General features: G+C 69.3%; 22 protein-coding genes and 2 pseudogenes. 11 read left to right on the top strand and 13 right to left on the bottom strand.

From position 1 onward, the window contains the following. From O3W51_RS11240 to O3W51_RS11230, 3 genes and pseudogenes are all read right to left on the bottom strand, one after another. Nucleotides 1–152: pseudogene (locus O3W51_RS11240) on the bottom strand (SAM-dependent methyltransferase); the annotation flags it as partial. Between the two features lie 379 nt (nt 153–531). Further along, a complete protein-coding gene (locus O3W51_RS11235) occupies nt 532–1,353 on the bottom strand; it encodes a class I SAM-dependent methyltransferase (RefSeq protein ID WP_138351652.1) in 822 nt (273 codons plus the stop codon). Between the two features lie 551 nt (nt 1,354–1,904). Beyond that, a pseudogene (locus tag O3W51_RS11230) lies at nt 1,905–2,164 on the bottom strand (protein phosphatase); the annotation flags it as partial. An 819-nt stretch (nt 2,165–2,983) separates the two neighbouring features. Here O3W51_RS11230 and O3W51_RS11225 point away from each other — a divergent pair. From O3W51_RS11225 to O3W51_RS11195, 7 genes are all read left to right on the top strand, one after another. Then, nucleotides 2,984–4,456, top strand: coding sequence for a polysaccharide deacetylase family protein (locus O3W51_RS11225; protein WP_203218417.1), 1,473 nt, complete (start codon nt 2,984–2,986; stop codon nt 4,454–4,456). A gap of 1,329 nt (nt 4,457–5,785) precedes the next feature. Then, the gene (locus O3W51_RS11220; RefSeq protein ID WP_187144678.1) at nt 5,786–6,844 is read left to right on the top strand and encodes an LPXTG cell wall anchor domain-containing protein; all 1,059 of its coding nucleotides are present in this window, start codon (nt 5,786–5,788) and stop codon (nt 6,842–6,844) included. 180 nt (nt 6,845–7,024) lie between these two features. Further along, nucleotides 7,025–7,465, top strand: a complete 441-nt coding sequence (locus tag O3W51_RS11215) for a hypothetical protein (protein ID WP_138351650.1) — start codon at nt 7,025–7,027, stop codon at nt 7,463–7,465. 304 nt (nt 7,466–7,769) lie between these two features. Next, nucleotides 7,770–8,537, top strand: coding sequence for a phosphotransferase (locus tag O3W51_RS11210; protein WP_138351863.1), 768 nt, complete (start codon nt 7,770–7,772; stop codon nt 8,535–8,537). Nucleotides 8,538–8,744: 207 nt separating this feature from the next. After that, nucleotides 8,745–9,203: a MarR family winged helix-turn-helix transcriptional regulator gene (locus O3W51_RS11205; protein WP_232486225.1), complete on the top strand. Its 459-nt coding sequence runs from the start codon at nt 8,745–8,747 to the stop codon at nt 9,201–9,203. Nucleotides 9,204–9,229: 26 nt separating this feature from the next. Then, nucleotides 9,230–10,690, top strand: a complete 1,461-nt coding sequence (locus O3W51_RS11200) for an MFS transporter (protein WP_138351649.1) — start codon at nt 9,230–9,232, stop codon at nt 10,688–10,690. A gap of 112 nt (nt 10,691–10,802) precedes the next feature. Then, the gene (locus O3W51_RS11195; protein WP_138351648.1) at nt 10,803–11,096 is read left to right on the top strand and encodes a DUF1330 domain-containing protein; all 294 of its coding nucleotides are present in this window, start codon (nt 10,803–10,805) and stop codon (nt 11,094–11,096) included. 45 nt (nt 11,097–11,141) lie between these two features. On the opposite strand, the gene O3W51_RS11190 is transcribed toward O3W51_RS11195, so the two are convergent. The 7 genes from O3W51_RS11190 to O3W51_RS11160 all read right to left on the bottom strand — a co-directional run bounded on the left by O3W51_RS11190 (nt 11,142) and on the right by O3W51_RS11160 (nt 15,677). After that, the gene (locus O3W51_RS11190; RefSeq protein ID WP_187144677.1) at nt 11,142–11,312 is read right to left on the bottom strand and encodes a hypothetical protein; all 171 of its coding nucleotides are present in this window, start codon (nt 11,310–11,312) and stop codon (nt 11,142–11,144) included. A 226-nt stretch (nt 11,313–11,538) separates the two neighbouring features. Then, nucleotides 11,539–12,120: a hypothetical protein gene (locus O3W51_RS11185; RefSeq protein WP_187144676.1), complete on the bottom strand. Its 582-nt coding sequence runs from the start codon at nt 12,118–12,120 to the stop codon at nt 11,539–11,541. Nucleotide 12,121: 1 nt separating this feature from the next. After that, a complete protein-coding gene (locus tag O3W51_RS11180) occupies nt 12,122–13,018 on the bottom strand; it encodes an aminoglycoside phosphotransferase family protein (protein WP_138351647.1) in 897 nt (298 codons plus the stop codon). 178 nt (nt 13,019–13,196) lie between these two features. Further along, nucleotides 13,197–13,805, bottom strand: a complete 609-nt coding sequence (locus O3W51_RS11175) for a hypothetical protein (RefSeq protein ID WP_138351646.1) — start codon at nt 13,803–13,805, stop codon at nt 13,197–13,199. A gap of 264 nt (nt 13,806–14,069) precedes the next feature. After that, complete coding sequence (locus O3W51_RS11170; protein ID WP_138351645.1) at nt 14,070–14,717, bottom strand: hypothetical protein; 648 nt, start codon at nt 14,715–14,717, stop codon at nt 14,070–14,072. Nucleotides 14,718–14,734: 17 nt separating this feature from the next. Then, entirely contained in the window at nt 14,735–15,235 is a 501-nt protein-coding gene (locus O3W51_RS11165; protein WP_269285509.1) for a SigE family RNA polymerase sigma factor, read from the bottom strand. A gap of 262 nt (nt 15,236–15,497) precedes the next feature. Then, nucleotides 15,498–15,677, bottom strand: coding sequence for a hypothetical protein (locus O3W51_RS11160; RefSeq protein WP_138351643.1), 180 nt, complete (start codon nt 15,675–15,677; stop codon nt 15,498–15,500). A gap of 206 nt (nt 15,678–15,883) precedes the next feature. On the opposite strand from O3W51_RS11160, the gene O3W51_RS11155 reads away from it, so the two are divergent. Beyond that, entirely contained in the window at nt 15,884–16,075 is a 192-nt protein-coding gene (locus O3W51_RS11155) for a hypothetical protein (protein ID WP_138351642.1), read from the top strand. Between the two features lie 48 nt (nt 16,076–16,123). On the opposite strand, the gene O3W51_RS11150 is transcribed toward O3W51_RS11155, so the two are convergent. Then, entirely contained in the window at nt 16,124–16,831 is a 708-nt protein-coding gene (locus O3W51_RS11150; protein WP_138351641.1) for a TetR/AcrR family transcriptional regulator, read from the bottom strand. Nucleotides 16,832–16,952: 121 nt separating this feature from the next. On the opposite strand from O3W51_RS11150, the gene O3W51_RS11145 reads away from it, so the two are divergent. The 3 genes from O3W51_RS11145 (at nt 16,953) to O3W51_RS11135 (ending at nt 20,445) form a co-directional block, all read left to right on the top strand. Beyond that, nucleotides 16,953–17,957, top strand: a complete 1,005-nt coding sequence (locus O3W51_RS11145) for an ATP-binding cassette domain-containing protein (protein WP_138351640.1) — start codon at nt 16,953–16,955, stop codon at nt 17,955–17,957. Beyond that, nucleotides 17,954–18,790 (top strand): ABC transporter permease, encoded by an 837-nt coding sequence (locus O3W51_RS11140; protein WP_138351639.1) that lies wholly within the window; start codon nt 17,954–17,956, stop codon nt 18,788–18,790. The genes O3W51_RS11145 and O3W51_RS11140 overlap by 4 nt, the downstream gene beginning before the upstream one ends. A gap of 206 nt (nt 18,791–18,996) precedes the next feature. Then, the gene (locus O3W51_RS11135; protein ID WP_138351638.1) at nt 18,997–20,445 is read left to right on the top strand and encodes a WGR domain-containing protein; all 1,449 of its coding nucleotides are present in this window, start codon (nt 18,997–18,999) and stop codon (nt 20,443–20,445) included. Between the two features lie 470 nt (nt 20,446–20,915). Here the strand turns inward: O3W51_RS11135 and O3W51_RS11130 are convergent, their stop codons facing one another. Both O3W51_RS11130 and O3W51_RS11125 read right to left on the bottom strand, forming a co-directional pair. After that, on the bottom strand, nt 20,916–22,112 hold the full coding sequence (locus O3W51_RS11130; RefSeq protein WP_198359431.1) for a hypothetical protein: 1,197 nt from the start codon (nt 22,110–22,112) through the stop codon (nt 20,916–20,918). Nucleotides 22,113–22,820: 708 nt separating this feature from the next. Further along, a complete protein-coding gene (locus O3W51_RS11125; RefSeq protein ID WP_138351636.1) occupies nt 22,821–23,381 on the bottom strand; it encodes a TetR/AcrR family transcriptional regulator in 561 nt (186 codons plus the stop codon). Nucleotides 23,382–23,538: the final 157 nt, after the last annotated feature.

Raw genomic sequence — 23,538 nt, 5'->3', positions numbered from 1 at the left:
ATGGAGAACGACACGGCCAGTCGGCGGCGTCGCGCGCCCTCGTCATCGGGCAGCGGCGGCGAGGAGAGCCACAAGGCGCCGGCGCTGGCGAAGGCCTGTGCCAGTGGGTCGCGGAACAGCGGGTTCTCCCGCTCGGTCTCCAGTGCCCGCACCCTGGCCACCCCCACCGCCGTGGCCCACACTCCCGACGGCTGCACCCGCTCCCGCTCATCAGTCACCAGGCCAGCCTAACGATCGATTCCAAGTGGCCCGATGAAGGGGGCTGGCCTCATGCCGCGTTGGGTCCGTGCTGTGGCTGCGGATCCAGAGCACCTGGGACGTCAGCGTGGACCAAACGATCGCCCGGGCGCACCAGCCGCCGTAGGCGCCCACCGACAGCCCCGGCTGTTGTAAGAGGCCCCGGGGCAGCACCGGACGACCACGCGTCGGGACCTTCCCGCGACGGGCTGATCACCTGGCCCAAGGAATACGCCGGGTCGGAATACACACTGTCCATCGTTTCGCGCACGCCGTGATCAGCCGTCAGGGCCGTCACAGGTTCCCGATGGTGACGACGTGCGCCTGGATTTTGCCGTTGACCGGGCCCGGGCCGCATCGTTTCGCGATCGCCGCGGCGCACGCCGCAGTTGCCTCGGCAAGGTCTGCGCCGGTGCGCTCCTCGATCTCGGCACGCAACGGTGTCCCCTGGCAGTACGCGGTTGCCGGCACCTGCGCCGACGCCGCGCGGCTGCGCGCGGTGATCGTCTCGTGGCGCGGTGCGGCGGTGAAGCCCGCACGTGCCAGGTCGGCGGAGATGGCGTTCAGATCGGAGTGTCCGTGTGGTGTGCGTGCCAGGAAGCGCGGAGGGCAGTCCGGATACACGCCGGCGAGTGTGTTGGTGACGATGTCCGCGAACTCGTTCTCCTCGATGCGATCCCATACGTTGAACAGCAGGGTTCCGCCGGGACGCAACACGCGTCGAGCCTCGGCGAATGCGCGGCTCTTGTCCGGGAAGAACATCACGCCGAACTGGCAGAAGACCACATCGAAGCTCGCGGCCGCGAAGGGCAACCGCATGGCGTCGGCCTGCTGCCACCGCACCGGTCGCGTGGCGCCGACGGCCTCGGCATGATCGAGCATCGCCTGGTTCAGATCGGTTGCCACCAATTCCACAGGCTCGGGCAGCGCTCGTGCCGCCGCGCGCGTGACGACGCCCGTGCCGGCAGCGATCTCCAGAACCTGGGCCGGAACAAGATCCGCCACGCGGCGGGCGAGGTCCTCGGCGTAAGGCTCAAAGATCAGCGGCACGAGGTGGTCGTCGTAGAACTCGGGAATCGAGCCTGCGAACACCGCATCGGAACCGGGCCCGTCCACAAGGTCTCCGTTCTGCCGAAACCCCTTTCGATCATACGACGGTTCACCGCCCCAAGGCCGCCCCGCGCGATCCGGCTGTTTCGTGGCTCCGAAAATCCGGCACCCGAAGACAGAGGTACGGAAGCGACGCGGCGCCACACAGGTGCTGGGCATCGGAGCCAACCGCACTGACCCGGACGGTATGACGTACGTCTTCGGCTACGACGTCGACGGCCGACAGCCCACCGCCACCTCCCAGGCCGCCGGCCGTGCGCGCGGCGGCGATGGCTGTTCTGGATGTACGTGAATACCTACGGCCGGTTGGAGTTGGACATGAACAGGCGTCTGGAGCTGGACGCCCGCGTGCCGGGCGCTGGTTGCTCCTGCGGGTTCGGTGAGGTCATCGGGGGGAGGGTTGGTGAGCTGCACGCCTTGACCCCACGCGGCAGGCAGACACATCCGCTGCTCGGCTCCACGGTTGATCAACAGGCCTTTGCCGGGTCGTTTCGCTGTTCGGTGTGTTCGTATCCGGCTTCCCGCAGCAGCTCGTGGTCGTTTCCAGTTCAGGTGACGCGGGTGTGTGCCTGGCGTAGTCGGTCGTTGACTTCTGCAGTTCCCTCGCGCGGGTGTAGAGCTCGCCTTCCAGGACCCTGCTTCGGCTGCCGTCGGGTGCGCCACGGGCCGCGATGAGTTGGGTGACCTCTTCCACCCGGTGCACGATCAGGACGACCTTGCCGTCGTGGTCGAGGACGGGCGCGTTGACCGGGCTCCAGTACCGTTCCTCCCACTCGCCGGGCCTCTGCGTGGGCTGGACGTCATAGCGCTGCAGGGCCTGTGTCGGCCCATCGGGCCGGGGCCGTCCGCGCCGCGATGGGCCGTACGGGCCCGTGCCAGCCCCGCCGAGGGCGAGACACCAGGGCGTGGACGGGGCCTGGACCCGGTGAGCTGGGCCGGCAGCACTGCCTGAGCCGGCCCTGCGTGGGCGGTGCGACGGACGCACGTGCGGTGCGGTGCGCGTGAGTAGGCCCCTTCGGCGACCGTGACGAACGGTGGCGTGTGCACCGCACCGGGCACCCCCCACCCTGTCCGCCGGTGCGGCCGTCACAGATTGCGTTGACCGGGCTGCTCTATGCACGGTCGGCGGACATGCTCCGTGATCCTATGAATGAGGACTGACATTTGATACGCGAGAGCGGTTGGGTGGCGGTGGCGGTGGTGGTGACGCCTTTTGCTCGGTAATGGCGTGATGGGAATCCCCTCACCCGACAGCTCGGGTACTACATTAATCAGGTGACGGCCAGCGGGAGCGGGCGTCCCGGCTGAGGACCAGGGTGCGGCGCCCCGGACGACGGCCGGGCCCAGGCGACACCACCGCGTCGCCGGGGAAGGGGCGGAAAGGTAGGCGAATTTTGATCTTTCTGGGTCCAGTGCGCCTGCAGTAGCGCCGCACTAGCTATTCCGGAGTCAGTACCGGTGATTGTTCCCGAGCACGGTCGGCGTCCGAGCGAAACCCGAGGCGGCGGTCGGCCGCCCGTACGGATGACAAGCCACGCTCCTACGGTCCGGACGTGCCGCGCCCGTCGGATCCGAGAGAGCAGCGCCTGGGCGCCCGGGTCCGGGCGGCCGGGCGCTTCCCCGAGAGGTGATTGGGATGCGGACTGGCACGGGTGTCATAGCTCTTGCGCTGGCAGCGGTGTTCGCAGTACCCGCAGCGGTCGGCATGGACCCCGGCGCGGCGTCGCGGGGGACGACCGGCAGACTGAAGGTGAGCGCGCAGGCGGCACTTGCTACGACCGCGACCCGTCCACTGATCGTGCGGGGCAACACCTGGTATGTGCGTGATTCGCTGAGCAGCGACCCCGCCACCACGACGTTCAGCTACGGCACTTCCGGGGACCTGCCGATGTCAGGTGACTGGGACGGCAACGGCACTCTGACACCGGGCGTGGTGGCCGGCAACACCTGGTACTTGCGCAACAGCAACACCAGCGGCATAGCCGACATCACGCTCACCTATGGCAGTCGCGGGGACATACCGATCGTCGGTGATTGGGACGGCAACGGCTCCTTCACTCCGGGTGTGGTGCGGGGCGACACCTGGTACCTGCGTAACAGCAACACCAGCGGTGTGGCCGACATCGCGCTCACCTACGGCAGTGCGGACGACCGCCCGGTGGCCGGTGACTGGGACGGCAACGGCACGTTCACTCCGGGTGTGGTGCGGGGCGACACCTGGTACCTGAGGAACAGCAACACCAGCGGCATAGCGAACACCACCCTCACCTACGGCAGCGCGGGCGACCGCCCCGTGGCCGGTGACTGGGACGGCAACGGCACGTTCACCCCAGGCGTGATGCGCGGCGCCAACTGGTATCTGCGCAACAGCAACACCAGCGGCGTGGCGAACGTGTCGTTCGCTTTCGGCAACGCCTGTGACATCGGCCTTTCCACCGCCTCCACCCTCGTCCGCGAGCGCGGCGGCCGCCCGCTTGCCGCGTCGCTCGCGGGACGGCACATGACCGTGCTGCCGACCGGAGCCAAGGTGGTTGCACTGACCTTCGACGCCGGGGCCAACGCCGCCGGCCTGCCCAAGATCCTCAACGCCCTGCAGAACGCCTGCGCGCCGGCAACGTTCTTCCTGACCGGGACATGGACCAACGCCTTCCCCCAGGACACCCGGCTGCTCCGGCTGCGCTACCCGACCGGCAACCACTCCTTCTCCCACCCCGACCTGACGACCCTCAGCGACGCCGCCGTACGCGATCAGATCCTGCGCACCCAGGTCGCCGTCCAAGCCGGCGCCGCCTACGATCCGCGGCCGATGTTCCGCTTCCCCTTCGGCGCCAGCGACGCGCGGACCCTCTCCATCGTCAACGCCCTCGGTTACGCATCGATCAACTGGACCGTCGACACGCTCGGTTGGAAGGGCAACTCCGGCGGCCAGAGCGTGTCCACCGTCGTGAACAGGGTGCTGGCCAACCTGCGGCCCGGCGAGATCGTGCTCATGCACGTGGGCTCCAACCCGGACGACGGCAGCACCCTGGACGCGGACGCACTGCCCACGGTCCTCTCCGCTCTGAGCGCCCGCGGCTACTCCCTCGTCACGGTGGCCCAGTTCACGTGAGGGACCGGGGCGGGACCTTCAACGGCCCGACGCGCTGATCACTGCGGCAGAAGGTTGTCCTGGAGCCTTGCGGACCAGGAGACCGACCGCCTCCTCACGGCCCGCTCGGCCGGGACCAGAGTGATCGTCGGGCGGCCAGCCGGGCCGCCCGACGCAAGACGGCCTCTGTAGGGACGTGTTCCACGGCAAGGCTTGGTCGTTCGGGCCGTCGTCGGCAATACGTGCAATGAGGATCATCGCAGACGCCTTCACACCACCGGTCGCACACCACGCACAGCGCTGCGTCATACCGTTCGCAGTACTCCTGCCTGGTGCCGCACCGCTGGCATGATCCGGACTCCGGCCGGACGGCGGAGGGGCGCTTACGTGGCATCCCCCTGTACGAGGTTCAGCATCTCCGCATCCACCATGGCTGAGACGGATCGCCATAGGAGTCCATGATCGTGCGGGAACGGTAGAACTCGTCAAGCGGATGCACGCGTCGCCGGAGCTCCCGCGACGATCCTGGCGGAAGTCCGCACAGCGCCTGCTCCAGCATCTCCCGTGGATGAGGGTCAGAGGGGCAGCACGCCTCAACTCCGCAGCCACGGAGCTGAGGATCTCTCAGCCCACGGGCCGGCCCGTGAACGGTGCCGATCCATCGCGTCACCGCATCGGCGATGGCCCCCGGCCACAGATGTGAATCCTCGAACGTGGCAATCTCGCTCTGTGTGCGTGCCGAGACCCCAGAAACGGTCTTCCTGCCATGCTCCGGGCGGAGCCTGCGCGACAGCTTGGCGCGCACCTGGCCTGGCGGTCTACGCGCCATCGGCCTTTCGTCGGTTCGTCATGGACGACATCCTTACAGAGGGAAGCCATTCCGATCAATGCAGTTCGACTTCGATCCCCCTTCGGGGAACGCGAACCCACGGCCTTTCGCCATCTCCCCTGGACGGTGCTTCACGGAGGCTGTGCTGGCGGAGATCATCTGTTCCTGGCGTGCGCTATGCCTCGACTTCCGGCTCCCGATCGGGGAACGCGCGCAGCCTCAACTGTGGCGCCCGGTGGTCGGCTTGTATCGCCCATCTGGATCGTCCGCCAGAATTCCCTTCCCATCGCGCCTTCTGGGCATCGTGCGAGTGACTGCTGCCGATGACCAGATGGCTCACTCTCAACTGTGCTGCGGCCACGAAAGACGTCACATCGGCAGCTGCCTCCGCGCCATTGCACGGTGGGGCCCCCGGTGGGCATGGGAAGGAGGCGTCGCGTACAACTTTCCTTGGCCATGGGGTGTCTTGCAGTGAACACACGGCCGCGTGGGCCCTGTGGTCAACGGGCAAGGGGGTTCCGATGGGACGGCGTACACAAGCATTTCTGGCCGGGTGCGGGCTGGCGGTGCTGTTGCTGGCGGCCGGTCCGGCGGTCGAGGCGCGGGCGGCTGCCGACCCGGTGGACGCCACGGTCAGTCTGCAGTTCTACAACCCGCAGGTTGCGCCCGGCCGGCAGTTCGATCTGGACGTTTTCGGCCACCTGAAGTCAGGCACGTTGGACACATTCCGCACCTTGGTGCACCTGCCGAAGGGCATGACTCTCGTCCCCAACGCGGACCGGAACTGCAAGGCGACGTCGGCGAACCAGCGAGAGATCGCCTGCACTCCCGGTGAGCCGGGAGCGACCATCCAGGTGGCGGACGATGTGCCGGTCGGCACCGAGCTGACGATCACCGCGTCGGCCGACATCGGCGACGCGGTCGACAGCCATCCGGAGGACAACACCGCCCGGCAGGTGGTGCTGGTCAAGCCGGGCGCGGACTGGAGCGTCAAGTGGACCGGCCCCACCACCCCGGTGCAGCCCGGCAGCACACCGGTGACCACCAAGCTGGTCGTCACCAACCACGGCGCGGAGGCCGGCGTCCCGTACATCATCACCAGCGGCCCGTCCGACTACCCGGCACAGATGGAGCTCTACGGGAAACAGGACAAGAGCTGCGGCACCGCCACCGAGGGCCACGGCCTGATGTGTAACCCCAAGACATCGGTACCGCCTGGCGGATCGATCACCTTCACCTTCCGCTTCACTGTCTTCCCCGCGGCACTCGGCAAGGAACAACGCCGGGAGGCACGCGTCACCTCCGACCGTGCGCCGTCGGAGCAGGACATCAACGACAACAGCACGGCGCTGGTGGTCCACGTCTCCGACAAGGCCGCGCAGCCGACCGCCAAGCCGACCATCTCGGCCCCCAGCCCGGGCCCCGGCGGCACCACGCCTGCCACCCCGCCCGGCGACCAGCTCGCGGACACGGGAGCGGCCGACACCGGACCCGCGCTCCTCGCAGCAGGAGCGGTCGCGGCAGTGGGCGGCGGCCTGCTGCTGGCCACGCGCGGCAGGCGCCGCAGCCGCAGCCACTGACGCCGGCACCGGCACCGGCGCCGACACTCGACAGCCGCTGCTGAGATCAGAAATGTGGGGGGACGGCGTCTCAACACGAGACGCCGTCCCCGGTGAGGATGGAGACGGTCGAGAGAGTGCTGAAGCGCGCTGGCGCGCCCTGGTGTGTGGGGTGGGGGCTGGGCAGGCTAGTTTGCTGGGGTGAGTCTTCTTGATGATGTGGCTGAGCGCGATGGCTGGCGCTGCTGGGTATGTGACGAACCGGTCGATCCCGACGAGTCGGTGAACGACCCGCGGGGGCCGAGTGTCGACAGCCGGACTGCCGACCGGAAGGCCAAGGTCGCCGAGCGGCTCGCGCACCGCGGGTGCAACAGCCGCAAGGGCGCGGTCAAGGTGGTCATCGCCTGGCCGGAGCGCCTGTATGTGGTCGAGCCCGCGCCGCTGATCACCGTTGCCGGGAGGCTGGAGCGCAAGGGCGGCCGCGAGATGGTAGGTCGTTGTCCGACCAAGCGGGACGCCCAGGAGGCGGCGGATTGGCTGGTGGACCGGTTCTCCCGACTGGTGCCGGGGCTGCCGGTGACCGCCGACATCGAGGCGGGCGGCGGTCAGTTCCTCGTCGTCCTGGCCGCCGGCCGCCGCTGACCGGGTCTCACCGGTGCACCCGCCACCAGCTGAACCGACGCCCACGTCGCGTCGGCCAGTTGCCGCGCGGCGCAGGGCACGATGACGGGTCGCCGGAGCGCTCGGCTGCCTGGACCGCGCGGTGCCCGGCACCGCACGCCGGCTGCGGTGCAGACGGTACCCGCCGCCCGAGTGGGTGCCCAAGGTGTCCCTGTGACTCGTCTGTCCTCGTAGCGTTGCTTCGAGGGGCGACCGCCTGGGACAGCGAGGTCGCCGTTGGGAATGGGACGGGGGAGTGGTGGACAGCGAAGCGCTGATCGGTGGCATGGCGAACGCGGGCGCGGTTTTCCGCCGGGGTGCGCTGGTTGAACGGCCCGCGCCACGGAATGCGCAGGCCATTCACGCCTACCTCATTGCGTTGAGGGAACGCGGGTTCGACGGTGGTCCGATGCCGATCAGCCTCATCCCCGAGGGCCGTGAGGAGTTGACCTTCGTCCCCGGCGACGTTGCCTTGCCGCCGTTTCCGCGATGGGTCATGACGGCAACCGCCCTGAGATCGGTTGGTGGTCTGCTCCGACGCCTGCACGAGGCGAGCGCGCTGGTGCCGTTGGACGCCACGGCCGACTGGGCTCGGGACCTGGCCGACCCGCTGGGCGGCACCATGCTGTGCCACAACGACGTATGCCCGGAGAACGTCGTCTTCCGCGACGGCCGAGCCGTCGCACTGATCGATTTCGACTTGGCCGCTCCGGGCCGGCCTGTCTGGGACGTTGCGATGACCGCGCGCTACTGGGTCCCGACGCTGGATCCCACCTCCGCTGCCCTCAAGTATCCCGACGGCCTGGATGCACCAGCGCGGCTGCGGCTGCTGGCTGACGGCTACGGAATGTCTCCCCACGACCGAGCCGAGCTGCCCGGAGTGATCGAAGAGGCGACCGAGGTGGCCCGGGCCTTCGTCGCCGGCCGCGTCTCTGACGGTGACCCCGTCTACCTTCACGCACTGGCCGGGCACGGCGGTTGGGAACGCTGGGACCGCCTCCAGACCTGGCTCGCGGCCCAGCGGGAAAGGTTCACGGCGGCGTTGCTGGCCTGAACTGTCGGCGTACACCCGTATCTGACACTGGCAAGATTTTCGTAGCGAAGATCGTCTTTGCGCCGTCGCCAACCACACCGAGGGGAGCACGCCAGCCGTGGCAGACGTCAGAGTCAACCTTGACGCGAACGCGTTGTGAGTCGAGTATCGCCGAAACCCGATCGGGAGATGCATAAAGGATTCATATAAAGCTGCTATGCTTCAGGCATGAGTCGCCGAGACGCCGCGCACGGCGCTTCCGATGCCATCGGGTCAGCCCTCTACGGTCTGGCCACCAGGGCAGTGAGACGCCTTCCCCGCGACATGAGCCTGACGTCCGCCGCCACCTTGGCCACCCTGGACAAGACCGGCCCGCGACGGATCACCGATCTGGCGGTGGCCGAGGGCGTCACCCAGCCCGCGATGACCGTCCTGGTCCGGGTGATGGAGGAATCCGGGCTGGTCGAGCGGAAGGGCGATCCGTCCGACAAGCGGGTCACGCTGGTGTGCCTGACCGAGGCCGGCGCGTCGTACGTCCGGACGCGACGCCAGGCGGGCGTCGACGCGTACGCGCGGTTGGTCGACGAACTCACCGGTGACGAGGTCGAGGCCTTGACAGCAGCCCTTCCGGCGCTGCTGCATCTGGCGGAGCTCGAAAGCTACGCCCGAGAGGAGTCGGACCGGTGACCGAGGCCCAGGCTCATGACCAGCCCATGAGTACTGCCCTGATACCTTCCGAGGCACGTCTGCTGGTCCCCGCCCTGGTGTTCATCGCCCTGGTCGTGGCGGCGGTCGCCAGCCTCGGGACGCCGCTCATCACCAGCGTGGCGACCACGTTCCACGTCTCCCTCGACAGCGCGCAGTGGACGCTGACCATCGCCCTGCTCAGCGGCGCCGTCGCCACACCCGTCCTCGGCCGGCTCGGCGCCGGTCCGCACCGGCGGGCCACGATTCTCGCCACGCTGGCGATCGTCGTCGTCGGCAGCGCGCTCACCGTGCTGCCGCTGCCGCTGCCGTTCGCCTGGCTGCTCGTGGGCAGAGCGGCCCAAGGCGTCGGACTCGGTCTCACGGCGCTGATGATGGGCGTGGCCCGCGACCATCTTCCCGAGGAGCGAAGCGCGGCCACGATCGCCCTGATCTCAGTGGTCTCCATCATCGGAGCCGGCGTCGGCTACCCGCTGGCCGCGCTGCTCGCCGAGTTCGGCGGACTGCGGGCCGCCTACGGCCTCGGCCTGCTCGTCACCGCCATCGCCTTCGTGACCGCGTGGCGCTCCATGCCCGCAGCTCCCGAAGGCCGCTCCGCTCACGTGAACGTGGCCGGTGCGCTCGTCCTGGCGGGTGGACTGCTCCTCGTCCTGTTCCTGGCCGGCGAGAGGAGCCTGTGGAGCCGACACCTCGCCGTGGCGGTGACCCTTGCTATCGCCGCCGTACTCCTGCTCTGCGTCTGGACCGTTTCCGAACTGCGAACCAAGACGCCCCTGGTCGACGTCCGGGCCGTACGGCACCCGGCGGTCGCCGGGGCGAACATCGTCATGTTCGTCGGCGGGAGCGGCATGTACCTCCTGCTCACGCTCATCACCCGCTACGCGCAGACGCCGCACAGCGCCGGCTACGGCTTCGGACTGACCACCTTCGTGGCGGGGCTGGTCCTCATCCCGTTCTCCGTGCTGGGGTTCGTCGCCGGCAAGCTCACGCCGCGGGTCCGCGAACGGATCGACGGCCCCCTGCTCCTGGCCGGCAGCGCCGCCATCGTCGGCGGCGGGTTCGTCCTGTTCGCCACCGCCCGGTCCAACCTGGCCGAACTGCTCGCGGCCATGGGCGTGCTGGGCTTCGGCGTCGGCAGCTTCTCGGCCGCCATGCCCGGCGTCATCCTGGCCGTCACCCCCACGAGCGAGACGTCGAGCGCCATGAGCTTCAACTACGTCGTCCGCAGCGTCGGGTACTCCCTGGGCAGCGCCATCGGCGGTCTGGTCCTGGCCGCCGGCACCGCCACGGGCCGCCTCTTCCCGAACGACGACGCCTACACGACCGCGGCGCTGGTCGGCGTCGCCGCGATGGCGATCACGACGATGGCCAGCCTCGCCCTCGCCCGCCGACGCTCACCCGAGACCAATCCGATCACAGCCCCAGTCGGTGTGCCCGGCCTGGGCCGGTCGAGTCGAACCGGAAGCTGAGGATTGAAGCCGTCCGACTTCGACGCCGTCTCCGTCGGCTCGCTGACCCACAGCGCGCCGGCCATGGATCTGAGCATGCTTCCGGTCATCAATTCCGAACACAGGAGGTACCGTGGCCAAGGGCTACTGGGTCAGCGTCTACCGCACCATCGCAGATCCTAAGAGGCTTGCTGCCTACGACGAGCTGGCCGGTCCAGCCGTCAGGGCCGCGGGCGGGCGGCTGCTCTCCCGCGGCAGCCGGGTCGTCGCACACGACGCCGGAATCGCCGAGCGCACCATCCTGATCGAGTTCGACAGCTTCGAACAGGCGGTCGCCGCACGCGCGAGTGCGGCCTACCAGGAGGCGCTGGCCGTACTTGCTGACGGCGTCGAGCGCGACTTCCGCATCATCGAGGGCCTCGACTGACGATCGAGGCTGCGTCGGCGACGGACACGAAGCCGACTGCGGGGATCACCCCGGCTCGTCAGCGCGCCGCACCGACACGAAAAGCGTCAGGCCGCCAGTGGCATCGGCGGTGATGTCCAGTCCGGCGACGGTTCCCGGCGGCGCGGCGGCACGGACGTCGGCCTCGATGTCGGCGGGGGTGCGTTCGACGAGGTTCCAGCGGCCGACGTGGGTCATCAGGGCGGCGTAGGGTTGGGGGTCGCGATGTTGGAGAAGTAGAACGTGCCTCCGGGGCGGTACAGGCGGGACAGAGTGGTGCGGATTAGGGCTCGGGTGCTGGTCGGTGATGGGAGCGTGCAGGAGGTAGTCGTCGAAGTGGTGGCCGTGGTTGAGCCGGCGGGAGGCCTCGCGCCGCGTCAGGTTGGAGAGCCTCAGCACATGTAGCGGCGGCGAAGGTGGGCGATCAGTACGACCTGATGACGCAGGAGCGGGATGCCGGCACGGCTTCCCATGATGCGCTTTTGAAGCTCCACGTCGGTGATTCGGCCCTCGTCGACTCCGGGGTTGTGAGGCGTGGTGATGCCCTGGGCGACCGCAGTTGGTCTTCGCGCAGGGCGGTAGCGATGCGGGCGAGGGGCGTCAGTCCGCTGTTGGTGAGTCGTCTGAGCCAGCTGAGCCAGTCCGGTAGAGGGGTGGCATCGCGGGTGTCGAGCCTGGCGGCGAACTCGCGGACCAGGTCGTGGGTGCGCTTGAGCTCCGGGCAGTGTTCGAGCGGCCGGCGCAGACGCTCGGCGGTCTGCGGGCCGTGCCGGTCGGGGGCGGTGATGATCCAGCGTGCGGCTTCGCGTGGGGACGGCGGTCGTTCGCGGGCTCGTTCAGGGGTAGGGCCACGCCTGAGGGGTGCGAGAGCCATCTTCACGCGCTGGTAGTGCCTCAGGTAGCCCTTGCCGACGAGTTCCTGGTGGAGGATCTTGGCGTTGTGTTCGCCCTCGTCCCAGCGTTGCTGCAGGTAGTCAAGATCGAGAACAAGTTCAAAGAAGCGCACATCAAACACCCTCCAGAACGCGATCAAGTGCCGCCCGGCCTACAGGTCCCCAATTCGGCTTGCCACCGGGAATGCCCCGATCTCCGTTCTGCCCCATGACCATCAGGAAGAGGCTCTTCAAAGCGGCCAGCCCGCGGGCGCGCCGGATCGCCGCCTCGTCTGCATGCGCATACATGTCGAAGAACCGTGAGGCCGTGCCCGCGGGCAGCAGCACCCATGCGGCGGCGAGGTCCCACGCCGGATCCCCGGCGAACATGTCACCGAAATCGACGATGCCCGAGAGCGTTCCGTCCGAGACGACGACGTTCGCGGGATGCAGGTCGCCGTGCACCCACACCGGCGGGCCCTCCCACGCGTCGGCAGCAACGGCGTCTTCCCAGACTGCCCGAATATCGGCAGTGATGTCGTCGGGGGCAACGGCCTGGAAGAAGTTCTCGAAGCCGTCCGTGCAGTTCCTGGGATGGGCACCGCGGTCCGTAGCGATCGGCGCCTCGGCGGGCGCCTCCACATGGAGCGCCCGGAGGAAGCCCGCCAGCGTGTCGGCCGCGTGATCGCCGCGGCTGATCGAGCCGTGGTCCAGCGGCTCGCCGGGAACCCACGTCATCACCGTCCAGTGCTTGGGGAAGCGCTCGGACGGTTCGCCGAACCGCACCGGGATCGGCACCGGGAGCGGCAGGCGCGGGGCCAGCACGGGGAGCCACCGTCGCTCCTTGAGCTGGAGCTCCGGGGTGGGGTCCATGCGCTGCATGCGCACGGCCAACTCGTCCCCGAGGCGCCACATTTGGTTGCCCCAGCCGCCCGCCACCTCGCGGACGGCCAGCCCTGCAAGGTCTGGATGTTGCTCCTGCAGCAGGTCGCGGACCAGGTCGGCGGTGATCTCGATCTCGGCGTCGGTCATGCGAAGTCACAGTACTGAGGCGGCAGGCGGAGGGGCTCTCGCTCCTGAACATTTCGCTGTGATTCCTCTGGCATCACCGATTTGGTTTCAGAGAGCGGCAGATCAGAGGCTTTGGGACGAACCGACCCCCAAGTTCAGAGAAAGGAAGCAAGTTGAGTGCCTGTTGGAGGTGTCTCGTCTATGCCGGTTCGGTTGGTGTGGACAGCGAGGCCGTGACTCCCGCGCGGGCCAGCTCGTCGGTGATGATGCAGATCACCGTGCGGGCCATGAGCGGCAGGATGACGTCCTTGCAGTTCAGCTGTATGACGGGGTCGCCGGTGCGCTTGTCGTGGACCGTGACGTTGTTGGGGCTGTAGAAGTGCACGTGGGCCAGCGCCGCTTCGAATGCTGTGGCAGTCAGTTCCTGACCGCTGTCAGTGGTACGCATCAGGCGGGGTCGGGCGGACTCCAGTGCGGCGACGGCGCGGTTGCGGTCGTCGGCCGCGACCGTGATCCGCCAGATCTGGTGCACGGCGAAGCCGTGCTCGGTGACGATGGGCAGTGTCCCTGGCGCGACGGTGATGCCGGCGCGGGTCGGTAGCGAGGTGATCGCCCGTCTCAGCCAGGGAGCCGCGCGCCCGTCGGCGACGGCTGCCCACTCCCTGGCGACCCGCCATGCGATTTCTGGATCGGCGTGCGCGGCCGCCTCGAAGTACCGTTCGACCGTTCCTCTGCTCTCGGCGTCATTGCGTAGGAGCTGACAGCCATCCTGGAAGAAGGTTTCAGCGCTGTCGAAGCTATGGGTCATCAGGCTGTCCTACCACTGAGCACCGACAGGGCCGACTCCGGAACGGCTGCAGCAGCCTCGCGTAGCTGCGCGGCGTGGCACTCTCGACCGCACCGTCTCGAGCCGGCCACCGTCCTGGGCAGCGGCAGCGGCAGGGTCGGCCCGGCCCTGGGCTTGACGCACATGCTGTCCGCCGAGCACGCGTACCGGATCGGCTGGTATCCACGAGCCGGTCCGGTGCGCGTGCGGTGGTGGTTGTGGTTCCGGAGGGAAGCGGGGGTCAGTTCACTGGCCTGTGACGCGGGCGGAGTGGAGGATTGTTTCAGCCAGGGCGGGGGACCGTACGTCGATCAGCACGCTCACGTCCAGGGACGGGAGCGCCAGCGCGAATTCGGTCATGCCGGTTTGTTCGTTGGTGCTCGAGGACAGCGTTCCGCTCACTCCGCCGATGGTGATGGGGCGGGTGGTGGCCGCGGGGCCGAGATAGGTTGTGGAGAACGTTCTGCCTGTGCTGAACAGAACCTGTTGTCCCAGTCTCGTTGCCTCGGTGAGCGGCGTCAGGCAGGGGACCTGCAGCAGGTCCGGATGGTCGATGACCCGGTCCCGGCCGTGCGGACTGCACGGTTCCGGATTCAACGCCCAGCTCGCCGGGACCTCCAGTTGCAAATGGTGGAAGGAGGAGGGCCGCAGGCTGGGCGCGGCGGCCTGCTGGGTGCCGTCCCCCGGCCGGGCCGAGGACCACAGCCCGAGCCCCAGCGACACCGCTGCCAGCGCGATCGCTGCGCTTGAGGAGACGACCCACCGCCGGCGGATCACTGCCTTGCGCCGTACGCCCGTGGTCACGGCCTGCAGCAAGTGCGCCCCGCCGGGGGCGTCTGCCGCCTGTGCTCGAAGCGACCCACTCACCAAGGCGCCCAGTTGCTCGTCGTTCATGCTCTCGTCCCTCACTCTCATACGTCCTGTCTGGTGAGCCCGCGGGAGGTGCGCAGCGTCGCCAAAGCGCGGGAGGCTTGGCTGCGCACCGTCGCGGGAGAGCAGCGCAGCACCTCGGCGATCTGCTGGTCGGTCAGGTCCTCGTAGAAGCGCAGCACCAGAACCGCGCGCTGCCGCTTCGGTAGTCCGGCTAGCAGGTGCACGGCGGCGTGGCGCCGCACCACCGTGTCTGCGGCATCCCCCTGCTCCGCAGGGGACGACATTTCGGCGGTAGGCAGTTCACCGTTGGATCTGCGCCGGCGCCAGCTCAGATGTTCGTTGACCAGCATCCGTTTGACGTAGGCGTCGGGATGACCGAGGCCGCTGATGCGCCGCCACTGCCGGTACACCCGAATCAGTACGTCCTGCGTGAGGTCCTCGGCCAGATACCGATCCGAGCACAGCAGAAAGGCAAGCCGGAGCAGGGCCGGACCACGTGCCTGCACGTACTCCTCAAAGGAGCCCTCCATGGGTCTCATCACTGTTCCCCTCCCCGGCCGCACTTCGTGACGGCTCCACCGAAGAACGTCGTGACCGACCCGTTCTGTTGCACTGGGCCCTGCCCTTCGCCGATCCGGTATCCCGCGACCGAAATGGACTGGCCTCAGGGCCGGGCCTCTGGTCACCCGCGCCCCGGGGCTACCCAGCACCTCATCTCGTTCCCGGGGCGGGCGCGGCGGCCAGTTGGGTGGATCCCGTCAACGGGGGAGTGCCGCAGCGCTGGGCTTGCGTGTGTGCCGCTCATCCTGCGATGGCGATGGCGATGGCGGCGACCACGATCATTGCCGGCTGCGCTGCGGGCAGGAGTGCGGCGATGAGCCGGCGGCGCAGGCGGATGCCGCGGGCTGCGGGGATGAGGACGTAGATCAGGAGGACGAGGAGGGCGTAAAGGAATCCGGCGACGAGGGACGAACATGCCACCGACGTTGGAGGCTTCCAGGTCCTTATAGGTACAGCCAGGGGGAAGGCGCGCAGCATCGCCGCTGCAGCGCCATGCCCCGGAGGTGATCAGGTCCCAGGCGGCCCAGGTGGGCACGGCGCCTGTCAGGATACCGACGGCGCCGCTCGCCGCTCATGGACCACAGGTCGCGCCGGGTTGCCCATCAAGCTCCTGCATCGGCCGATCCGTGTCATCTGCCGACGCTCGCATTGCGCTTCACCTGCGCCGCCTGCGCGGCAGCGTCGCCGAGGCACCAGCGGACGACGACTTGACGGCGCTCGACCAACTCCTCGACGCCACCGGTCTGCACAGCGTCCTGCGCCGCGACGAACTGATGGTGCGCACCGAGCGCGCCGTCCGGGCGGCAGGACGCGCCTGAGGGCAAGCACGGACGTGCCGGCCGGTCGGTCGCCGGCCGGTGGCGGTCCTAGCGAGGGCCCGCGAAGAAGGTGTGGGCGAGACCGTCGAGAAGGTAGCCCAGGCGTCGGTCAAAGGTCTGCTGGGGGTCGACGGGGCGTTTCGGACCCAGCAGCGCCCGGGAGGCCAGTGGGTACCGGCCGGAGGCGGCGACGGTGTCGAGGTAGGACGGTCCGGTCTCGTCCCCGTCCGCTGCGGGCTGCTCGGCACGGCGCCGGTGCGCCTCCAGACGTTGGGCCTCCGCCGAGGCGTACCCCTGGACGAAGGCCACCAGGGTCCTCCAGACGTCGAGCATCTCGTCGATGTCGAGACCGTAGCCGTCCAGCAGGGTCAGGGTGGACTCCGTCATGGTGACGGTGTTGGGCCCGAAGCCGCCCGCGGTGATGGCGTGGCGGGTCAGCCAGGGATGGCGCAGCGTGACGTCGCGGAGGATGTGCGCCGCACCCGTCAGATCGGCGCGCCAGTCACCGGTGCGCGGGGGAGCGATGGCTTCGGCGCTGACGCGGTCGGCCATCAGGTCCAGCAGATCGTCGCGGCTGTCGACGTAGCGATAGAGCGACATGGCGCCGGCGCCGAGATGGTCGGCGACCTTGCGCATGGTCACCGCGTCGAACCCCTGGCCGTCGGCAACCTCGATGCCCGCAGTGGCGATCGCGTCGTAGGACAGCGCAGCGCGTGCCGCTCGTGCCGGTCGTCCGGCTTTCTCCCAGTTCACCATTTGCTTTCATCGTACGCGCTGCGTACGTTGTACGCATGGGTTGGATGTACGCGATGTACGCAACCGGATGCTCGCCTCTCGCCTCCGGTCCCGACCCCCTCCTGGAAGGAACTGACACGCCATGCCCACGTCCCGAGCTCCCGCCAGCGGCGCCCTCGCCGTCAAGGTACGGGGACTGATCAAGCACTACGGCCCGACCACAGCGCTCGACGGTGTGGACCTCGACGTTCGCCCCGGCGCCGTCCTCGGCGTGCTCGGCCCCAACGGGGCCGGCAAGACCACCCTGGTCCGCGTTCTGTCCACGCTCGTCCGGCCGGACGCCGGCACCGCCTACGTGGCCGGCTGCGACGTGCTGCGCCAACCCCGGCAGCTACGCCGCACGATCGGGCTCACCGGCCAGTACGCCTCGGTCGACGAGAAGCTCTCGGGCATCGAGAACCTCTACATGATCGGCCGGCTGCTCGACCTGTCCCGGCCCGACGCCCGGCGCCGCGCCTCCGAGCTCCTGGAGCGCTTCTCCCTCACCGAGGCAGCCCAGCGCACCGCCGGCACCTACTCCGGCGGCATGCGCCGCCGCCTCGACCTCGCCGCCTCCCTGATCGGCCGACCCGCCGTCCTCTACCTGGACGAGCCGACCACCGGTCTCGACCCGCGCACCCGCAAGGAGGTGCGGCGCATGGTCGGCGAAGGCGTCACCGTTCTGCTCACCACCCAGTACATGGAGGAGGCCGAGCAGCTGGCCTCCGAACTCGCCGTGATCGACCGCGGAAAGATCATCGCCCGCGGCGGTGTCTCCGAGCTCAAGGCCAAGGTCGGCCGCCGCACCCTGCGCATCCGCCCGGCCGACCCGCTGCACTTGAGCTCTCTGGCCACCGAGCTCGACGCCGCCGGCCTGACCGGGCTCGCCGCGACCGCGTTCGACCGCGAGACCGGGACCGTCGTCGTTCCCGTGCAGAGCGACGAGCAGCTCACCGCGCTCGTCGGCACCCTGGCCGCCCACGGCGTCGCCCTCGCCGACATCACCACCGAACTACCCACCCTGGACGAGGTGTTCCTGTCCGTCACCGGCCACCGGACCGGCATCTCCCAGGACGCCGCCCCCGCTCACCAGGAGGTCGCCGCATGAGCACCGCCATCCCCACCCGAGACCTTCCCGCCATCCAGCAGGGCGAGGCCGACGACCGCATCGGACTGCGCGCCGGCCTCCGGCACACCGGCGCCCTGGTCCGGCGCAACCTGCTGTGGATCAAGAAGGACCCGGAGTCGATGTTCGACGCCGTCCTGATGCCCGTCGTCTTCACCCTGCTCTTCGTGTACGTCTTCGGCGGCGCCATCGGCCATTCCCTCGGCGGCGGCCACCACCAGTACGTGCAGTATGTGATCCCCGGCATGCTTGCCATGATGAGCATGACCATCGCCCAGGGCGTGGGCACCGGCTTCAACGAGGACTTTCACAACGGCATCATGGACCGCTTCCGGACGATGCCCATCGGGCGCTCCTCCGTCCTGATCGCCAAGATTTCGGTGGAACTCCTGCGGATGCTGGTCGCCACCACCATCCTGATGATCGTCGCCGCCCTGGTCGGTTTCGAGTTCACCAACTGGGCCGGCCTCTTCGCCGCCGTCGGGCTGGCCGTCCTGTTCGGCTCGGCCATGATGTGGATCTTCCTGGTGCTGGGCGTCACCCTGAAGAACGCCCAGTCCGTGCAAGCCATGGGGTTCCTGGTCATGATGCCGCTGCAGTTCGGCTCCTCCATCTTCGCCCCGACCCGGTCGATGTCCGGATGGCTGCGCACCTTCACCGCGTACAACCCGATGTCGGGCCTGGCCGACGCGGCCCGCGGCCTGATGATCGGCGGCCCGATCGCCCACGGCCTGGTGGTCACGCTCGCCTGGAGCGCCGGGCTCACGCTGCTCATGGCGCCTATCGCCATCCACAGGTTCACGACCAAGAGCTGACGCGCAGCTCGGCAGCCACCGGTGGTGAGCGGGTCAGATCGTCGAGGTCATCGGCGTCGGTCGGCGGCGACGTCGTGTGCAACGACGCCGCACTGCTGAGCCTGACCTGTGGTCACCACTTTGTGTGACCGCTTGTCAGTGGTGGCGGCTACGTTGAGATCATTGAAGATCGGCCGCACTGGCCGGTCCGTGGGGAGGGGTGTGCCATGGCGGCTGCGCATGCGGAAGTGACGACGTATTTGGAGCTGTCGCAGGACGACGGCGGGGCGCACAAGTTCTACGAGGTGACCGTGGACGGCACAACGGTTTCCGTGCGATACGGGCGGATCGGCGCGGGCGGACAGCACCAGGTCTCGACGTTCCCCACGGCGGAGAAGGCGAAGGCCGCGGCGGCGAAGAAGATAGGCGAGAAGGTCCGGAAGGGATACGCGCCGGCGGTGGCGGGGCAGCGCGCCGCGCGTGCGGTGACGCGACGCCAGGTGACCTCGGCGCCCTCCACGGCGCGGGCGACGGCGCCGGTGCTGTGGCGGTTCCGTACGGGCGCTTCGGCCTTCGGGATCCATATCGACGAGGACCGCTGCTGGGTGGGGAACCAGCGCGGCGATGTCTACACCTTGGGCCACGACGGCGAGGTGCTGGCCCGGTTCTCGTTGCCGGACGGGGTCAAGTGCCTGGTGGCGGACGACTTCTGGATCTATGCGGGGTGTGACGACGGCAAGGTGTACGACCTGTCGTCGAAGGTGCCCTTCGCCGCCTATGAGATCGCCGACGACGTGGACATCTTCTGGCTGGACATCCACGAGGGCGTGCTGAACGTCGCTGACCGCAACGGCGGTCTGACCGTCATCGACCACGAGGACGAGTTCCAGTGGTCACGCCAGTCGGCGGGTTCGAGTGCGTGGATGGTGCGGGCGGACGACCGTGCGGTCTTCCACGGGCACAACCAGGGGGTGACGGCCTACGCGGCCGACGGCAGCGGGGAGTTGTGGCACACCCGGACCACGGGGAACGTGCTGTTCGGGTGGCAGGAGGACACCGCTGTGTACGCGGGCACGGGGCGGCGTGTGGTGGAGCGACTGTCGAAGGGGACGGGCCGGATCGAGGCGACGTACGCCTGTGACACCGCGGTGTACTCCTGCGCCACGTCCCAGGGCGGGCAGTACGTCTTCGCGGGCGATTCCGCCTCCTCGGTCTACTGTTTCGACGCGGACGGCACCCGGCTGTGGAAGTTGGGCACGGGCGGGGGCTCGGCGCTCTCGATGCAGTACCGGGACGAGAAGCTGTACATCGTGACGACGGACGGCTCGCTGGCCTGCATCGACGCGAGCGCGGCGGCGATCGCGGCGGCGCAGACCGGCACGGTGCCGGTGGCCAGGGATGTCAAGGAAGCAGCCGCGCTGCCGACCTACACCCCGGCGGCGACCGTGGCGACGGTGAGCGCGGTGCCCGCGCCGGGGACCGGGATCGTCGTGGAGTGCGTGCAGGTCGGCGGGCGGCTGCGGGTCCACGTCGTCTCGGACGGCTTTGAGCCGACGTGGCACGTTCAGTTCCCGCGCTCAATGCGGCAGATCGGCGCCCGCTATGTGGTGGACGCGCTGCACACCTCATCCGGCGGTTTCTACCGGGTGCGGGGCGAGATAAAGCAGCTGGTGTAAGGCTGCGGACGGTGCTCCCGGCTTCCTGCTCCCCTTCCCGGCCGGGCTGCGCTGCCTGCCCCCAGCGGCCCGTGGCTGGACCAGTTGCAGGCCATGCAGTGCTACTGCGCCGCCGTACGGCCAGCGGAGTTGCGACGGCTACCACTCCTGGAGGGCCGCCGGCCTGGCCGGTAACGCCCCGTGTGCTGGAACTGCTCGCTGCCTGGTGGCCGGTGCATGCCGTACGGGTCCTTGGGTTTCCGGCGATGGGCGTACCTACGGGCGTGAGTGACGAGGTTTTCGTGCGGGGTGCGGCAGTTGGGTGGACGTTTCCGCGAGGGCACCGTGCTCCTCGTCGACCGGCATCGACGGTAGGGCCGGGCGCCCGCGCCCGGCCCTAGCCTGCTGACCGCCGCCCGCACCCGCGCTCGTGCCCCCGGCGGGTTGTCAGGACCGTCGGGGGCACGGCGGCCGGGTCAGGGGTGGGTGTGTCAGAGGCGGGTGCTGAGCAGCAATGGGCGGGGGAACTGTTCCTTGGGTGAGGTCAGGGAGCCGCTGACGGTCACTTCCCGTCCGGCGGCGGAGATTTTCCAGGGCGAGTACGCCGTCCCGTCCGTCCCGGCGGGGAACCCCAGCGACGTCACACGGGTGCCGGCGACCCGCAGTGCGTAGCCGTTCTCGCGGTCGTGGGTCATGCCGACAGCGACGATGCCGTCACGTGTGGCGGCCGCGCCCGTCAGCGGGCCGGCGTCGGCGGGGCGGTCCAGGGGTGTCCATGTGCGGCCGTTCCAGTGCATGATCAGCGCGTGGCCGCGGTCGTCCTCGTCCAGGAGGGTGCGGCCCACCGCCCACACATCGTGCGGGCCCTTGGCGATGACGTCGTTGAACTCGCCGTACAGGCCGCCGTAGGGCGGAGTCGGCAGTGCTGTCCAGGAGCGCCCGTCGTAGTGCAGGACGACGGGCCGGTCGTCGTCGCCGTAGCCGCTGCCGACGGCCCAGATGTCGTTCGGGCCGGATGCCGCGATCGCGTTGAGGCCCCAGTTCGCGTACTGCTTGGGCAGGGGCACGCGGTGCCAGGTGTGTCCGTCCCAGTGTTCGACGAGGCCCTCGGAATGGTCGATGATCTGGGTCGGGCCGCCGTCCGGGTCGGGGATCCGTTCGTCGAGGACCTGGGCCCAGCCCGCCGCCCACACGTTGTCCGGCGTGAGGGCGTCGACGCCCAGCAGGCCACCGCTGATCGTGTCCTGGGGCACGGGCGCCGGTTCGACGCGCCAGGTGTGCCCGTTCCAGTGCTGTGTCATGACGGGATCGCCCTCGCGGTCGGTGTCGCCGACCAGCCACCCGTCGCGGGCCGAGGTCGCCGCCAGGGCGTTGACACGGCCGAGCGCTCCGGGCGCGGTCGGCATGGCGGTCCAGGGCCCGTCGGTGCGGTCGTCGTGCGTGTAGACGACGGGGTGGAACGAGCCGCTGCCGTCCTCGTCGCCGAGCCGGAAGCCGGCCGTCCACGTGGTGTGTGCGTCAGGTCGGATCGAACCGCTCAGGACGGTGTCGCCGTCCGGCAGTTCGGCCGCGCTCCAGCGCGGCGCGGCGGCGGGGGCCGCTGCGGCGGTCGCGGGTAGCCCCCCGCCGATGACGAGCGCGGATACCGCGCCGATGAGCAGAGTTCGGACTTGTATGCCGACAGCCACGTCGTAACCCCCCAGGCTCGGGGTGCGGCACCCCGTTGCTCTTATGACGTCCCAGCCGACGGCGGATGTTTCATCCTGCGTCAGGTCGGCGCCCGGGTGACGCGGAAGCGGGGTCTGCCGCACGACCGTCCGGCCGGCCTCGCTTTGTATCGGGCCGCGCCGGTCAGGCGTAGTGGTGGATCGTGCCGTGGAAGGTGGGGGGCGGCCTTCGCCGTGCTGGACGAAGGTGGCGGCGAGGGCGTCGATATGGCCCGCCGCGTCGGTTCCGAGCCTGGTGACGGTTGAAGGTGTCGGTGCTCGTGGTGCAGCCGCGCCCGTCACCGGTCGCAGCTCGGCTTCCGCCGCCCCCACGGCCCCACCGTCTCGGCTGTCCGGCGCCGTTTTGCGTCTGTGCCCGGCTGTAGCACGCCGCGGGCGGCCGCCGGCCAGCTGCACCTCGGCCCGCGCACCTCGGCCGCCGTGCCGGCTGCTGCGCTCCGGCCGCGTCCCCTCCGGCCTGCCGCCGTCCGGCCGCTGCCGCTCGTGGGTACTTCTGCCGGCGCCGTGGAGAACTCCTGGGCCACGGACTTCGGTTCCGCCGGTGCGGGCGGTTCCGCCGGTGCGGGCGGTGCGGGCGCCGAAGGGCCGGCGCGGGTGCGAGAGCCCTCTCGGTGCTCCGCAGCGACGGCGACGGTCGTCGTTGTGGCTGGTGTGCACGGGGGCTGTTTGTCAGGGTTGTTGGAGGGCGTTGGTGACGAGCTCGCGCGCGTAGTGGGTGGTGAGGTTGTCGGGGCGGAAGAGGATGCGGTACATGATCGGTGCCACGATGCGGTCGATGACCAGTTCGGTATCGGGTGCCCGTTCCCCGCGTAGTGCCGCGCGGTTGAGGACGGTGTCGATCTGCTGGGCGGCGTAGACCGAGCAGCGGCCGGCGTTGCTGCCGTCGGGGTCGCCGAGCAGGGCGTCCCGGATGTAGGCGCGTCCGGGGGGAGATGCCATTTCGTCGAGGAACTGCTCGGCCCAGGCGTCGAGGTCGGCGCGAAGGCTGCCCAGGTCGGCGGGGTCGGTTTCCGGGCGCAGCCGTTCGACAGCGACGTCGGACAGGAGTTCTTGCAGGTCGCCCCAGCGGCGGTAGATCGTGGAGGGCGTCACGCCGGCCCGGGTGGCCACCATCGGGACGGTCAGCCCTTCGCGGCCCACCTCGCTGACGAGGTCACGCACCGCGGTGTGGACGGACTGCTGTACGCGGGCGCTGCGCCCGCCGGGGCGGGTCATGGGCTGGGGGCTCATACCATCCACCTTAATGCGAATCCGTCGCTTCTAGGGCGTGTGTGGGGTTGTGATCAAGGCTGTGATTCGAGGTGTCGGATCCAGAGGAGGCCGGCACATAATTCGAGTCCGGCCTGGTAGCTTTCGGGTTTTTTGTCGTAGCGGACGGCGAGGCCGC

It is taken from the genome of Streptomyces sp. H39-C1 (assembly GCF_027158125.1).
Taxonomy (GTDB): Bacteria; Actinomycetota; Actinomycetes; order Streptomycetales; family Streptomycetaceae; genus Actinacidiphila; species Actinacidiphila fildesensis.
The sequence above is the reverse complement of the archived record's forward strand: the minus strand, read 5'-3'. Positions and strand labels throughout refer to the sequence as shown.

What these genes read in the sequence shown, in the direction of transcription:
- O3W51_RS11225 (WP_203218417.1), top strand. Translation starts at nt 2,984, where the DNA reads ATGCGGACTGGCACGGGTGTCATAGCTCTTGCGCTGGCAGCGGTGTTC.
- O3W51_RS11220 (WP_187144678.1), top strand. Translation starts at nt 5,786, where the DNA reads ATGGGACGGCGTACACAAGCATTTCTGGCCGGGTGCGGGCTGGCGGTG.
- O3W51_RS11210 (WP_138351863.1), top strand. Translation starts at nt 7,770, where the DNA reads ATGGCGAACGCGGGCGCGGTTTTCCGCCGGGGTGCGCTGGTTGAACGG.
- O3W51_RS11205 (WP_232486225.1), top strand. Translation starts at nt 8,745, where the DNA reads ATGAGTCGCCGAGACGCCGCGCACGGCGCTTCCGATGCCATCGGGTCA.
- O3W51_RS11200 (WP_138351649.1), top strand. Translation starts at nt 9,230, where the DNA reads ATGAGTACTGCCCTGATACCTTCCGAGGCACGTCTGCTGGTCCCCGCC.
- O3W51_RS11190 (WP_187144677.1), bottom strand. Translation starts at nt 11,312, where the DNA reads ATGACCCACGTCGGCCGCTGGAACCTCGTCGAACGCACCCCCGCCGAC.
- O3W51_RS11180 (WP_138351647.1), bottom strand. Translation starts at nt 13,018, where the DNA reads ATGACCGACGCCGAGATCGAGATCACCGCCGACCTGGTCCGCGACCTG.
- O3W51_RS11175 (WP_138351646.1), bottom strand. Translation starts at nt 13,805, where the DNA reads ATGACCCATAGCTTCGACAGCGCTGAAACCTTCTTCCAGGATGGCTGT.
- O3W51_RS11170 (WP_138351645.1), bottom strand. Translation starts at nt 14,717, where the DNA reads ATGAACGACGAGCAACTGGGCGCCTTGGTGAGTGGGTCGCTTCGAGCA.
- O3W51_RS11165 (WP_269285509.1), bottom strand. Translation starts at nt 15,235, where the DNA reads ATGAGACCCATGGAGGGCTCCTTTGAGGAGTACGTGCAGGCACGTGGT.
- O3W51_RS11150 (WP_138351641.1), bottom strand. Translation starts at nt 16,831, where the DNA reads ATGGTGAACTGGGAGAAAGCCGGACGACCGGCACGAGCGGCACGCGCT.
- O3W51_RS11145 (WP_138351640.1), top strand. Translation starts at nt 16,953, where the DNA reads ATGCCCACGTCCCGAGCTCCCGCCAGCGGCGCCCTCGCCGTCAAGGTA.
- O3W51_RS11140 (WP_138351639.1), top strand. Translation starts at nt 17,954, where the DNA reads ATGAGCACCGCCATCCCCACCCGAGACCTTCCCGCCATCCAGCAGGGC.
- O3W51_RS11135 (WP_138351638.1), top strand. Translation starts at nt 18,997, where the DNA reads ATGGCGGCTGCGCATGCGGAAGTGACGACGTATTTGGAGCTGTCGCAG.
- O3W51_RS11125 (WP_138351636.1), bottom strand. Translation starts at nt 23,381, where the DNA reads ATGAGCCCCCAGCCCATGACCCGCCCCGGCGGGCGCAGCGCCCGCGTA.